This window comes from Pandoraea aquatica, assembly GCF_902459565.1.
Classification (GTDB): domain Bacteria; phylum Pseudomonadota; class Gammaproteobacteria; order Burkholderiales; family Burkholderiaceae; genus Pandoraea; species Pandoraea aquatica.
In genome coordinates this window covers 406,991-420,207 of record NZ_CABPSN010000004.1, presented here as the reverse complement: position 1 = coordinate 420,207, position 13,217 = coordinate 406,991, and the positions used below count along the sequence as shown (strand labels likewise).

At 63.9% G+C, this 13,217-nt stretch carries 11 protein-coding genes; 7 read left to right on the top strand and 4 right to left on the bottom strand.

Annotated elements, in window-relative coordinates; genetic code table 11:
* Positions 1 to 121: 121 nt before the first annotated feature.
* The 3 genes from PAQ31011_RS16205 to yaaA form a co-directional block, all read right to left on the bottom strand.
* Positions 122 to 1,750, bottom strand: a complete 1,629-nt coding sequence (locus tag PAQ31011_RS16205; RefSeq protein ID WP_150576783.1) for a hypothetical protein — start codon at positions 1,748 to 1,750, stop codon at positions 122 to 124.
* A 313-nt stretch (positions 1,751 to 2,063) separates the two neighbouring features.
* On the bottom strand, positions 2,064 to 3,212 hold the full coding sequence (locus PAQ31011_RS16200; RefSeq protein ID WP_150576782.1) for a M14 family metallopeptidase: 1,149 nt from the start codon (positions 3,210 to 3,212) through the stop codon (positions 2,064 to 2,066).
* A 65-nt stretch (positions 3,213 to 3,277) separates the two neighbouring features.
* Positions 3,278 to 4,057 (bottom strand): peroxide stress protein YaaA, encoded by a 780-nt coding sequence (gene yaaA, locus PAQ31011_RS16195; RefSeq protein WP_150576781.1) that lies wholly within the window; start codon positions 4,055 to 4,057, stop codon positions 3,278 to 3,280.
* Positions 4,058 to 4,115: 58 nt separating this feature from the next.
* On the opposite strand from yaaA, the gene PAQ31011_RS16190 reads away from it, so the two are divergent.
* Together PAQ31011_RS16190 and PAQ31011_RS16185 are read left to right on the top strand one after the other, a co-directional pair.
* On the top strand, positions 4,116 to 4,628 hold the full coding sequence (locus PAQ31011_RS16190; RefSeq protein WP_150576780.1) for a putative toxin-antitoxin system toxin component, PIN family: 513 nt from the start codon (positions 4,116 to 4,118) through the stop codon (positions 4,626 to 4,628).
* Positions 4,629 to 4,780: 152 nt separating this feature from the next.
* Positions 4,781 to 5,968: a pyridoxal phosphate-dependent aminotransferase gene (locus PAQ31011_RS16185; RefSeq protein ID WP_150576779.1), complete on the top strand. Its 1,188-nt coding sequence runs from the start codon at positions 4,781 to 4,783 to the stop codon at positions 5,966 to 5,968.
* Positions 5,969 to 6,046: 78 nt separating this feature from the next.
* Here the strand turns inward: PAQ31011_RS16185 and PAQ31011_RS16180 are convergent, their stop codons facing one another.
* Positions 6,047 to 6,694 (bottom strand): glutathione S-transferase family protein, encoded by a 648-nt coding sequence (locus tag PAQ31011_RS16180; protein ID WP_150576778.1) that lies wholly within the window; start codon positions 6,692 to 6,694, stop codon positions 6,047 to 6,049.
* 429 nt (positions 6,695 to 7,123) lie between these two features.
* On the opposite strand from PAQ31011_RS16180, the gene PAQ31011_RS16175 reads away from it, so the two are divergent.
* The 5 genes from PAQ31011_RS16175 to PAQ31011_RS16155 all read left to right on the top strand — a co-directional run bounded on the left by PAQ31011_RS16175 (position 7,124) and on the right by PAQ31011_RS16155 (position 12,955).
* Positions 7,124 to 8,689: a 3-hydroxyacyl-CoA dehydrogenase gene (locus tag PAQ31011_RS16175; RefSeq protein WP_174990156.1), complete on the top strand. Its 1,566-nt coding sequence runs from the start codon at positions 7,124 to 7,126 to the stop codon at positions 8,687 to 8,689.
* A 15-nt stretch (positions 8,690 to 8,704) separates the two neighbouring features.
* Positions 8,705 to 9,484 (top strand): oxepin-CoA hydrolase, alternative type, encoded by a 780-nt coding sequence (locus PAQ31011_RS16170; protein ID WP_150576777.1) that lies wholly within the window; start codon positions 8,705 to 8,707, stop codon positions 9,482 to 9,484.
* Positions 9,485 to 9,640: 156 nt separating this feature from the next.
* Complete coding sequence (locus tag PAQ31011_RS16165; RefSeq protein WP_150576776.1) at positions 9,641 to 10,396, top strand: histidine phosphatase family protein; 756 nt, start codon at positions 9,641 to 9,643, stop codon at positions 10,394 to 10,396.
* A gap of 137 nt (positions 10,397 to 10,533) precedes the next feature.
* Positions 10,534 to 11,643 carry a phosphotransferase family protein gene (locus tag PAQ31011_RS16160; protein WP_150576775.1) on the top strand — a complete coding sequence of 370 codons (1,110 nt, stop codon included), beginning with the start codon at positions 10,534 to 10,536 and terminating at the stop codon, positions 11,641 to 11,643.
* Positions 11,644 to 11,725: 82 nt separating this feature from the next.
* Complete coding sequence (locus PAQ31011_RS16155; RefSeq protein WP_150576774.1) at positions 11,726 to 12,955, top strand: acyl-CoA dehydrogenase family protein; 1,230 nt, start codon at positions 11,726 to 11,728, stop codon at positions 12,953 to 12,955.
* Positions 12,956 to 13,217 lie beyond the last annotated feature (262 nt).

The following is a 13,217-nucleotide window of genomic DNA, read 5'->3' as shown; positions in this document are numbered from 1 at the left end:
CTGCGCGCCGATTCGTCGGCGTGAAACGTATTCAGGACGCGTAGCGCGAGAGATCGCGCTACGCTTTGTCACGTCTGTCCGCTCACATGGGCAAGCGCAACGACCGCCACGTCACGTCCCGCTACACACTGACGTTGTCAGACATGTATCGCGCCACCATGGCAGTTCCTGGTCGCCTCAACTTGCCGCCCAGTGTGACGTATTGCCTCAAGGTGTGCGGCGCAACGTGTCGCTTGTTCGCCAGTGCGTCTAACCCGCCTTCCGACGCAATTCCGTCCTTGCCAAGCGCCTCAATCTCCCGGAGCAAACTCGGCGTAACTCTGGCAGTGTGAGACGGATCGGGGCCGTAAAGTCTGACCCGCCCCGCAGGCGTCAGCACGCCTCGGCAGTTGATGTAGCGTCGTAACGCCTCGAATTTAACGTTGTTAGCTTTTGCCAAACCGGCAAGCCCGCCCGCCGCTTTAATCCCCTTTCGACCCAGCGCCTTGACGTCTCGCAACAAGTCGTTCGATATCCTGGCAACGCGACTGGGTCGCTCGCCCGTCAATACCCGCTTTCCATCCGGTCCCAGTTTTGCCTTACTGTTGATGAGGGTTCGCAGACTGCTGAGGAAAACGTCATGCCGCTTAGCCAGGGCAGGCAGTCCGCCTGCGGCGCGAATGCCGCTCGCGCCCAGGCGCTGAATGCTAAGCAGTATTTCAGCGGTCACCGGCCTCTTTCTTGCTCGGCGAGCCGGGTCGAACTCATCGAGTCTTGCACGCCCTAGGGTGGACGGTTCACCACGCATGGTAACGAGGCTCATTAAAGTGCGAAACGCGACCCCCTCCTCTCTCGCAATGGCTTGCAGCCCGCCTCTGGACTGAATGCCATTTGGCCCCATCTCTTTGAGCGCCTTCAACAACCCGGCGGTCACTTTGCCAGCACGAAACCGGCCACCTTCGCGTACTCTGATGCGCCCTTCCGCGGAAAGCAGGCCAGTACTGGAGATATAGGGCTTCAACGTACTCCGCGCGATACCGTTCGCCTTCGCTACCTCGCCGATCCCGCCCTTCGCTGCGATGCCACTCGCGCCAAGCGCCTCAATGCGAAGCAAAAGCGCTTCTGTCACTTTGACTCGATCCTGCCAACGCCGCGGTGTCGCTTCTCCGGTGCCGCAATGCTCGGTGGCGACAAAGCGTTCGTCTGCGCCGCCCACCGCGTCGTTGATCGTCATCGTGTCAGTGGCCGTCATCGCGGGCTCAAACCGCTGCGGCGCAATCACAGCGACCGGGCGTTGGACCTGAAGCCACGGCGAGATGCCCGACGACGCGTCATTCATCCTCCCCCAGTCGGATCGCGCACGTACTGTCGTCAGTGACGTTGAAAATTCGACGTGCGCGGAGTCACGGACCGCCGCCGCATCAGGTCCTAAATACGGCGTGAAAAGTCCGACGTCGCGACCATGCGTCTCGCCAATGCGCCGCTCGTGCGGGGACATCCCACCCTCATGGAACGCCTGTGGGGTCGGAGTAAGCCCGGGGCGCGTGACGCTTTGCAACCGCACCGACCACGAAGCGTCTATGGGACGCGAATCGTCAGCCTCGTGTGCCGCTCGGACTTTGTCCATGATTTGCATGAACTCGATAGGCGTGGCAACCGGAAGCGGCCTCGACGGGCAATGCTGCGGTGGATTGAGAGGGCTTTGGAAAACCGTCGATGCATCGACCGGATATCCCGTCGGCGTCGCCCAAACGGTTTGCATCGACGACATCGGCGTGGACGTATCGGGGGCCTCAAACGTCCCCCCATCGAACCCATCCGTGAGCAGATGGGCCTGCTGCAAGCTTCGCCAGGCGGATGAGAACGTAGAGAATGAAGTGCCGGGTGGCTCAGGTGCCAATTGAACGGGGGTACACCCGTTTGCCGCGTTGAAGTCGATAGGCATGCTGCTCCCTGACAGAGTGGAAAGTTAACGCGCTGCATTCCTGTTATCTGTCAGATATTAGTGACGCCAAGGGCACATCCCTGGCGTCACTTCATGCGTTTTGGGCGTTTCGACTGCTTTTGTTTCTGCCCCTGATTCGTTATGCCTGATCGGCTTGCATCTGCGCCCAGATCGCCGCGAGCATCGATGCGCCGAGGGCTGCGCTTCGCGCACCGCTCCAACCGACTTGCGAATCGGGCCGGTTGGCGTTGTCCTTGAACGGCATCTCCAGCGTGAGCGACAGGCAGCCGAAGCGATGCGCCACCCACTTCGACGCCAGCTTGAGCGATTCCATGCCGTGCTTGCCCGGGGGATAACCGAACTTGTCCTGGAAATCGAGGCTCGCCGCCTTGAAGCGCTCGCTAAACGCCTTCTCGCGCGCCAGCACCGCCTCCGTGCCCCACTCGACACCGTCGTTGCCCGCCAGGAAGACGTAGGGCAGCGCCTCGTCGCCGTGGATGTCGAAAAACATATCGCAGCCGGTCGCTTCGATGGCCGCACGCACGTGATGCACTTCAGGACTGCGCACGAGGTCCGGTTCGAGCCATTCGCGATTCAGGTTCGCGCCCGTCGCGTTGGTACGCAGATTGCCGCGCGCCGAGCCGTCGGGATTCATGTTCGGCACGACGTGGAACACCGCTTCGTCGAGCAGCGCCGTCGCCAGCGGATCGCCAGTCCAGTCGCCCGCGCCGAGCAAACGACGCAGCAGGCCCTCCACGAACCACTCCGCCATCGTCTCGCCGGGATGCTGACGTGCAATCACCCAGATGTTGCGCTTGCCCGCGCGCGGCTCGCCGACCGTGAGCAACGTCATATCGCGCCCGTCAACGGTCTGGCCCAGTGAGCGCGACCGCACGCGCGACGAATTCTGTGCGGTGCCGAGCAACGCCAGGTGACGCTCCTCCGCATACGGCTCGAAATACGCGAGATACACGCTGTCGTGTTCGGGCGTAAAGGCGACCGTCATCACCTGGCCGTCGTAAGACGTCGGCACGCGGAACCACGTCACGCGGTCGTACGACGCGACCGCACGATAGTTCTCCCAGCCGCGCGGATAGGACGTTTGTCCCGCATTATCGAAGACGATGCGGCACGGTGTACCGCCCACCCCCTGCACGCGAAAATGGAACCACTGCGCGAACTCGGCCGCGCCGTCTTGCGCGATGCGCACATGGATATCGTCGGCGCGCTCGGCGCTCACCACATGGATGGCGCCGCTGTCGAATCGGCTGCTGATTTGGACGGTCATGACGGGTCTCGCTGGCGAAAATGAAAAGCCCCGGGATCTTGCCCGGGGCGGGGGACTGGCTGGCGTCAGGCCACGCGACGGCGGAACACCCAGAGCGAATCGTTCGACACGCTGTCGTCGAACGCGTAGCCCTCGGTATCGAACGCCTTGAGTTGCTGCACGTCGGTCACGCCGCGCTCGATGGCGTAACGGGCCATCAGACCGCGCGCGCGCTTCGCGTAAAAGCTGATGATCTTGTACTTCCCGCTCTTCCAGTCTTCAAATACCGGCGTGATGACCGGCGCTTCGACCAGACGGCGTTTGACGACCTTGAAGTACTCCTCCGATGCCAGATTCACCAGCACCCGGCGCGTCTCGCTATGCTCGGCGAGCGACGCGTTGATCGTTTGCGTCACACGCTCGCCCCAGAAGGCGTAGAGATCACGGCCGCGCTTGTTCGCGAAGCGCGTGCCCATCTCGAGACGGTACGGTTGGAGCAGATCGAGCGGACGCAGCACGCCGTACAGGCCCGACAGGATACGCAGATGCTTCTGCGCGAAGTCAAGCTGCGTGGCGTCGAGCGTGCGAGCGGAGAGACCTTCGTAGACGTCGCCGTTAAAAGCGAGCACGGCTTGCTTGGCGTTGGAGGTATCGAAGCGCGGCGACCACTCGGCGTAGCGCGTAGCGTTGAGCGCAGCGAGCGGGTCGGAAATGCTCATCAGCGAGCCGACCTGTGCGGGGCTCAGTTCGCGCAGGCCTTCGATCAATTCGGCCGCGTCGTCGACGAACTGAGGCACGGTGTGCGTGCTCACGTGCGGCGGCGTTTCGTAGTCGAGCGATTTGGCCGGCGAGAGAACAATTATCATATCGGGTGAGGCGTTCCTGCCTGCGCAGGAAATCAACGTAAAACCGTCATTCTATCCAATGCTTCAAAACGCTGTTGCCACGCCCGCCGAGCGGGCCTTCGCCGAACATCTCGATACCCTCGCCACGCCGCCGCGCGTGGTGCTCGACACCAATGTCTGGATCGATCTGCTCGTCTTCGACGACCCGATTGCCCGCCCGGTGCGCGATGCGCTCGTCGAGCGCCGCCTCATGGGACTCATGGCCCAGCGCTGTCGTGACGAACTGGCCGTCGTGCTGACCTACCCCCAGTTCGCCTCGCGCGAGATCGACAACGACGCCGCGCTCGCGTGGGTCGACGCGCACACGCACCGGATCGTTGTCCCGGAAGATGCCGCACCGCCCGCACAACTGCCGCTCTGCCGCGACCGGGACGATCAGAAGTTTCTCGAAGCGGCACGCGACGGACACGCCCACTGGCTCGTCAGCAAGGACAAGGCCGTACTGAAGCTGCGTAGCCGGGTGGCACGTCAGTTCGGCTTTCGCATCGTGACGGCAAGCGCTTTTACGTCTTTGCTCATGGTGGCGCGCTAAACATTGGCGCATGTCTGATTCCGGCATAAGAAAATCCCGGGACGCGCGCTATCCAATGTCTTAAATCGTGGGGACGACGGCGATGTGCGCCCCGCAGGCCGGGCGCGACGGCGGTAGAATGGCGGCCTGATCACTGCTTCGTCCACCACGAAATGAACGCGCCTCACACTGGATCCACCACGCCTGCGCTGGTTGCCCCGCCGCTCGCGTCGCGTCTGCCGAACGTCGGCACCACCATCTTCACCGTCATGTCGGCGCTCGCTGCCGAGAAGCAGGCGGTGAATCTGGGTCAGGGCTTCCCCGATTTCTCGTGCGATCCGAAGATCGTCGACGCCGTGGCGCGCGCCATGCGCGAAGACCACAACCAATACCCGCCGATGGCGGGCGTGCCCGCGCTGCGTCAGGCCATCGCCGACAAGATCGGCAAGCTCTACGGACAGCACTACGACTGGAACACCGAAATCACGGTGACGGCCGGGGCGACGCAGGCCTTGCTCACCGCGATCCTCGCGACGGTGCACCCGGGCGACGAAGTGATCGTGTTCGAGCCGACGTACGACAGCTATGTGCCGTCGATCGAGCTGGCCGGCGGCAAGCCGGTGTTCATCACGCTCGAAGCGCCCGAGTTCCGTATTCCCTTCGACAAGCTGGCCGCAGCCATCACGCCGCGCACGCGTCTGATCCTGTTCAACACGCCGCACAACCCGAGCGGTACGGTGTGGCACGAGCAGGACCTCGTGAAGTTGTCCGAGATCGTGGCGGGCACCGACATTCTGCTGATCTCGGACGAGGTCTACGAACACATGGTGTACGACGGCAAGCGTCACGAGAGCGTGGCGCGACACCCGGAACTGGCGCGCCGCAGCTTCATCGTGTCGAGCTTCGGCAAGACTTATCACGTCACGGGCTGGAAGGTCGGTTTCGTGGCGGCACCGGCGGCCCTGTCCGCAGAGTTCCGCAAGGTGCATCAGTTCAACGTGTTCACCGTGAACACGCCGATGCAGGTCGGTCTGGCCGACTACATGCGCGATCCGTCGCCGTATCTCGAACTGGCGGGCTTCTATCAGAAAAAGCGGGATCTGTTCCGCGAAGGTCTGGCTGGCACGCGCTTCAAGCTGCTGCCGTGCGAAGGCACTTACTTCCAGTGTGTGGACTACAGCGCGATCAGCGATATGAGTGAAGCCGACTTCGCGCTGTGGCTGACGGGGGAAATCGGTGTGGCCGCGATCCCGGTCTCGGCGTTCTATCATCAGCCGCATGAATCCGGTGTGGTGCGCTTCTGCTTCGCGAAGCAGGACGACACGCTGCGTGAAGCGCTCGCACGTCTGGCGAAGATTTAAGCACGACGCAGGGTCGCCCAAACGAAAACGGCCGCCATCCCTCAGATGGCGGCCGTTTCGTTTTACGGTCCGACAGACTTACCCGGCCTTCTTCGCCTGCTGATAAGCCTTCTGTTCGGCACGCACGCGCTGGAACGACTCACGCTCGGCGAGTCGCTTCGTGTACGCCTTCCAGTCGATATCGGCGGCTTGCAGGAAGTCTTCACCATAGACGGCTTGCGTCGCCATCCCGAGAATCGGCAGATGGATGCCCGCCGCGATGTCGGCCATCGTGAACGTGTCGCCTGCAACGTACGGCGCGAATTTCGCGAGTCGCTTGAACGCGACGATATTCCGGCGCAGCAGCTTCTCCGTGCGGCTGCGCGTGCCTTCCGACGCCGTGCCGCCAAAGAACGCCTGTCCGTACACCTCGCGCACCACCAGCTCCAGATGCAGTTCCAGCATCGTGAGCAATTCGCGCTCCTTGGCTTGCTTCCACGGATCGCTGGAGAAGAGCGCCGGCGTCGGATGCGTCACCTCAAGGTAATCGCAGATCACCTGCGATTCCGACAGGAAACCTTGTTCCGTTTGCAGATACGGTACCTTGCCGAGCGGCGAGCATTGCAGCAGCGGCTCGTCCTGACACGGAATGGATTCGGACTCTTCGAAGGGCACGCCCTTCTCGTACAGCACAACCTTGACCTTGTTGTAATAGTTGCTTACCGGAAAGCCGTACAGCTTCAACATGATGTCTCCCATGTGAGTGAGCCGGCGCGCGCTCCCGCCGGTTACCGGAAGTGTACCGGCACGACTCCGCCATGCGTGAATTGAATTCAACCGGAGGCGTCCCGAATTCCGGCGCTCGGTCAGTGCGGGCACCCTTCCCTCCCGCCCGCCCTTCATCCATGTGAGCGACCGCCCAGCGGAACAAGCGCTGGCAACGGCGGCGAGATCAGCGACAATAGCCGCAACGCGTTTTGGGCATCGGTTTGCATCGCCCGGCGATTCGGCAGGAAATTCATTTCCCGACCGACCGGTCGGACGATAGAATGGCAAGTCGCGCGCACTCAGCCGCCTCAACAGCGCCCGGATTCAGCCTGTCTACGGCTGGCCCGGGCCCTGAGCGCCCACAAAATACCGATCGACGACATCGACACCAACTTCGAGACACTCCGAATGACTGCATCCCCCTCATCTTCTTCGTCCAACGTGGCGGCCGCTGCCAGCCAAGCCATCGAGGTGCTGGGCATCGTCGGTGCCGGCGCCATGGGGCGTGGCATCGCTCAGATCGCCGCGCAAGCCGGTCTGAAGGTCAAGCTGTACGACACCAACGCGAGCGCCGTACAAGCCGCGCTGGGTGCCCTGCGCGACACGCTGGACAAGCTCGCCGCCAAGGGCAAGATCGACGCGGCGAGCGTCGAAGCGACGATGGGACGTCTGCACGCGTGCAACGCGCTGGAGGATCTGGCGGACTGTCAGTTGGTCGTCGAGGCCATCATCGAAAAAATCGAGATCAAGCGCGACCTGTTCCGCGCGCTCGAAGGCATTGTTGCCGCCGACGCGATTCTGGCGTCCAACACGTCGTCGCTGTCGATTACGGCAATTGCCGCAGCCTGCGAGCGCCCCGAGCGCGTGGCGGGTTATCACTTCTTCAATCCGGTGCCGCTCATGAAGGTCGTCGAAGTCATCGACGGCCTGCGCACCGCACCGGAAGTCGGCGACGCCCTGCTGGCCCTCGGCCAGCGCATGGGCCACACGGCCGTGCGCTGCAAGGACATGCCGGGCTTCATCGTCAACCACGCCGGGCGCGGCATGAACACCGAAGGCCTGCGCGTGGCGAGCGAAGGCGTGGCGAGCTTCGCGGACATCGACCGCATTCTGCGCGAGCAGGCAGGCTTCCGCCTCGGCACGTTCGAACTCCTCGACCTTACGGCGCTTGACGTCTCGCACCCCGTGATGGAGTCGATCTATCACCAGTTCTACGAAGAAGCCCGCTTCCGTCCCTCGCCGATCACCGCCGTGCGCTTCGCGGGCGGATTGCTCGGTCGCAAGGTCGGCGAAGGCTTCTATCGCTATGTCGACGGCAAGCAGCAGGTGCCGCCCGAGGCGCCTGCGCCGGATGCACTGCCCGCGAGCGTGTGGGTAAGCCGAGCGGACACGCGCGGCTTTGCGGCCGCCGTCGAGTTGCTGGGCGCGACGGGTGTCACCATCGAAAGCGGTGAGAAGCCCTCCGAGACGGCCCTGATCGTTGTCACGCCGCTCGGTTTCGACGCCACGACGTGCGCCGTCGAACAAGGTCTGGACGCCACGCGTACGGTGGCCATCGACACGCTCCTTCCGCTCGCCGGCGCGAAGCGTCACACGCTGATGACCACGCCCGTCACGACGGCCGACGCACGCAACGCCGCCCACGCACTGTTCGCCCACGGCGGCACGCCGGTGACGGTGATCCGTGACTCCGCAGGTTTCGTCGCGCAACGCGTGATCGCCACCATCGTGAACATCGGTGCCGATATCGCGCAACAACGTATCGCGACGCCGGGCGATATCGACCGTGCCGTCACGCTGGGGCTCGGTTACGCCAAGGGGCCGCTTGCACTGGGCGACGCCGTCGGCGCACGCCAGTTGCTCACCGTCCTGCGCAATCTGCAATCGTTCTACGGCGACCAGCGTTATCGTCCGTCGCCGTGGCTCACGCGTCGCGCGCAACTCGGCGTGTCGCTGCTCACCGAAGAAGCGTGATCCGGAGACTGACTCATGGCTGCTGAACTGCTCGCCGAACGCATCGACCAGACGCTGGTGCTGACGCTGTCCAATCCCGGGGCGCGTAATGCCTTGCATCCGGACATGTACGCCGCCGGTGTCGAAGCGCTGGCCACGGCCGAGCGCGATACTTCGGTGCGCGCCGTCGTGATCACCGGGGCCGACAACTTCTTCTGCGCAGGTGGCAATCTGAACCGCCTGCTGGACAATCGTCAGAAGGATCCGTCGGTGCAAGCCGCCAGCATCGACGCGCTGGCCGAATGGATCGAGGCGCTGCGCGCGTGCCCGAAGCCGATCATCGCCGCCGTCGAAGGTGCCGCCGCCGGTGCGGGCTTCTCGCTCGCGCTCGCGTGCGATCTGCTGGTCGCAGCAGACAACGCCAAGTTCGTGATGGCGTATGTCAAAGTCGGCCTCACGCCCGATGGCGGCGGTTCGTGGTTCCTCTCGCAGGCCCTGCCCCGCTCGCTCGCCACCGAGATTCTGCTCGAAGGCAAGCCGGTGACGGCCGCGCGTCTTGCCAATGCGGGGCTCGTCAACCGGGTCGTCGCCCCGGGACAAGCCCGCGCCGAAGCGTTGAACTGGGCGACGGATCTGGCGCAACTGTCGCCGAACGCCGTCGGCCGCATTAAATCGCTCATCGCCAGCGGTGCCACCGAGACGCTGACCTCGCAACTCGACGCAGAGCGCGATAACTTCGTCGCCTCGCTGCATCATGCCGACGGTCTGGAAGGAATCAGTGCCTTCCTTGAAAAACGTCCGGCAAAATACCCCTGAAACGCGTACCCGCAGAGGGCGCAGCCGAACCACCGGCTTGCGCCCTCTCTCTATGCCCTGCCGCAGCGTCCGGTCCTCGCGCCTCAAGCCTCAAGCCTCATTAAGGCCCGCAAGCCCGCGAATACGCCGTCGGCCTTTGTTCAGGAGAACCCTCGCATGAGTTCACTCGGCCAACTCGGTACCCAGACCGGCCCGCTGACCTTCACGCCGTCGGCACGCCGCCGCATCTATCTGATGCGTCACGGCGACGTCACGTATTTCGACGACAGCGGCCACTCGATCGATGCCGACACCGTCCCGCTCAACGAACTGGGACGCACGCAGGCCAGCGCCGCCGGACGCGCCTTCGCCGCCGAGAACATCCGCTTCGACCGGGTCATCGTGAGCGGCTTGCCGCGCACGCGTGAGACCGCCGAGCGCGTGCTCGCCGAGACAGAGCAGGACGTCGAAATCGAAACGTGGCCGTGCTGGCAGGAGATTCGTGCGGGCAAGATCTCCGACCTGCCGCCTACTGAGCTGGCCCAAGCGTTCCTCAGCGCGTTCGACGGTCTAGTGCCGGAAGACACACGCTTCATGAATGGCGAATCGGTGCGCGAACTGCTCGATCGCGTGGTGCCGCCGCTCGCCGAGCTGCGTGCCGACCCATCGTGGGATACCGTGCTGCTGGTGTTGCACGGCGGCGTGAATCGCGCGATTCTGTCGCATGCCCTGCATCCGCTGGGACGCCTCTTCCTTGGCCAGCTCGCGCAGACGCCCGCCTGCATCAATGCGCTCGACGTCGGCGACAAACCACAGGATTGGGTGGTGCGCCTGATGAACTTTGCCCCGCCGCAGCCGCTGCATCGCGACAACCGGCTCACGGTGATGGAGAAGATCTTTGCGTCGTTCGTGCGGACGCGCCAGCGCGGCTGAACGACACGCGTCATTGTCATTCCGGGCCAGGACCTCCCCGGCCCATTACGTTTCATCGAACGTCGCCGGACAACAGCAAGAAGCCAGACCCACGAATCAGTCTCGATCAACGCAGCACCGGAAATGCAGGAGACAGCATGGCCGAGGAGCTTGTACAGGACTTTTCCGCATTTGCAGGCGAACGTGCGCTGGGCAGTCGTGCACCGTTCGACACCACCGCACTGGCGCACTGGCTGACGGCCAACGTCGACGGTTTCTCCGGGCCGCTGACGTTCACGCAGTTCAACGGCGGCCAGTCCAATCCCACCTACCGTCTCACCACGCCCTCGGCCGCTTACGTGCTGCGCACCAAGCCGGCCCCGGCGGCGAAGCTTCTCCCTTCTGCGCACGCCATCGAACGCGAATATCGCGTGATGGACGCGCTCGCCGGCACCGACGTCCCTGTGGCCCGCATGCGTGGCCTGTGCGAGGACGAAAGCGTGATCGGACTCGCGTTCTACGTCATGGATTTCGTGGACGGACGCGTGCTGTGGGACCCGTCGTTGCCTGACATGACCGCGACACAGCGCGGCGAGATCTACGACGAAATGAATCGCGTCATCGCCGCGCTACATCGTGTCGATTACCGCGCCGTCGGTCTCGAAACGTATGGCAAGCCGGGCGACTACATCGCGCGTCAGATCGCGCGCTGGAGCAAACAGTACCGGGCGTCAGAGACGGAACCCATCGACGCGATGGACCGGCTCATCGAGTGGCTGCCCGCGCATTTGCCGGTCGGCACGCCACACGCGCCCGAACGCACGACCATCGTCCACGGCGACTTCCGTCTCGACAACCTGATCTTTCATCCGAGCGAGCCGCGCGTGCTCGCCGTGCTCGACTGGGAGTTGTCGACGCTGGGCGATCCGATTGCAGACTTCAGCTATCACTGCATGGCGTGGCACGTCAGCCCCGGCGTGTTTCGCGGTATCGCCGGGCTGGACTGGACGGCACTCGGCATTCCGGACGAAGACGTCTACATCCGTCGATATAGCGAGCACACGGGCATCGTTCCGCCCGCGCAATGGCACTTCTATCTCGCGTACAACATGTTCCGCATCGCCGCGATTCTGCAAGGAATCATGAAGCGCGTGAGCGACGGCACGGCGGCGAGCCAGCAGGCGCTGGATGCTGGCAAACGGGCGCGTCCGATGGCCGAACTCGCGTGGACGTACGCGCAGCGCTCGACACACCTGCCCGGCACTTAACGCCGCACCTGACGCGCCTCAGACACCTGAGGCACCTCGATTTCGCCTTCGATTCAGCAGACAGCCACAGCACGGAGCCTTCATGAACTTCAGCTACAGCCCGAAAGTCGACGCGCTGCGCGCGCGTCTCTCGGCGTTCTTCGACGAGCACATCTTTCCCAACGAGCAGCGTTATCTCGAAGAGATCGAGATCGCCAGACGCAACGGCGACGCATGGCAGCCCTCGCAAGTCATCGAGCGTCTCAAACCGCTCGCACAAAAGGCCGGACTATGGAACCTGTTCCTCCCTGATTCCGGGCGCGGTGCTGGCCTGACCAACGTCGAATACGCGCCGCTGTGCGAAATCATGGGACAGGTGCCGTGGGCCCCCGAGGTCTTCAACTGCAACGCACCCGACACCGGCAACATGGAGACGCTCGAGCGCTACGCCACCGACGCACAAAAAGCGCAATGGCTGGAGCCGCTGCTGCGCGGCGACATCCGTTCGGCGTTTCTCATGACGGAGCCGGACGTCGCATCGAGCGACGCCACCAACGTGCAATGCCGAATCCATCGCGACGGAGACGACTATGTCGTCAATGGGCGCAAGTGGTGGTCGACCGGTGCAGGCGATCCGCGCTGTGCGCTCTACATCGTGATGGGCAAAACTGACCCCGACGCCCCGAAACACGCCCAGCAGTCGATGATCCTGATTCCGGCCGACGCGAAAGGCGTCTCACGCGTGCGACCGCTCACGGTCTTCGGTTACGACGACGCCCCGCATGGCCACATGGAAATCGTGCTCGACGACGTCCGCGTACCCGCCAGCAGCCTGCTGCTGGGCGAAGGACGCGGCTTCGAGATCGCACAGGGACGGCTCGGGCCGGGCCGCATCCACCACTGCATGCGGCTCATCGGCCTGGCGGAGCGTGCCCTGTCTCTGATGTGCCAGCGCACGCTTTCGCGCGTGGCGTTCGGCAAACCGATTGCGGCGCAGGGCGTCACGCGCGAGCGCATCGGCGAGGCGCGATGTCTGATCGAGCAGGCCCGTCTGCTCACGCTCAAGGCGGCCTACATGATGGACACCGTCGGCAACAAGGCCGCGCGGGCGGAAATCGCGATGATCAAGGTCGTCGCACCGAACATGGCGTGTCAGGTCATCGACTGGGCGATTCAGGCCCATGGGGCGGCGGGGCTTTCCGGCGACTTTCCGCTGGCGTATGCGTACGCGAGCGCCCGCACCCTGCGTTTTGCGGACGGCCCCGACGAAGTCCATCGCAACGCCATCGCGAAGCTGGAACTAGCGAAATATGCGGATATTGCCGCTGGATGAGGGCTGGATGCTGGAGGGACGTACCCCACTGACGGCGCGGACCGGGAAATCGCCGTGCACCGCCTGCCGGACACCACCAACCCTGCGTCCGGCAGGGAAAAACGTTCTGTGGTGTAATTTCCCGGCAGTTTTTCTCCGGGGGGACGGTGCCGCCCTCCCGGCCCATTTGCCATTTGCGCCATCACCGTGCCTCCGGAGCCGCCCGAGCGACCTGCGCACGACGTGATCCGCCGGCGTCGCTCGACGCCTCCCTGAGGAGCCG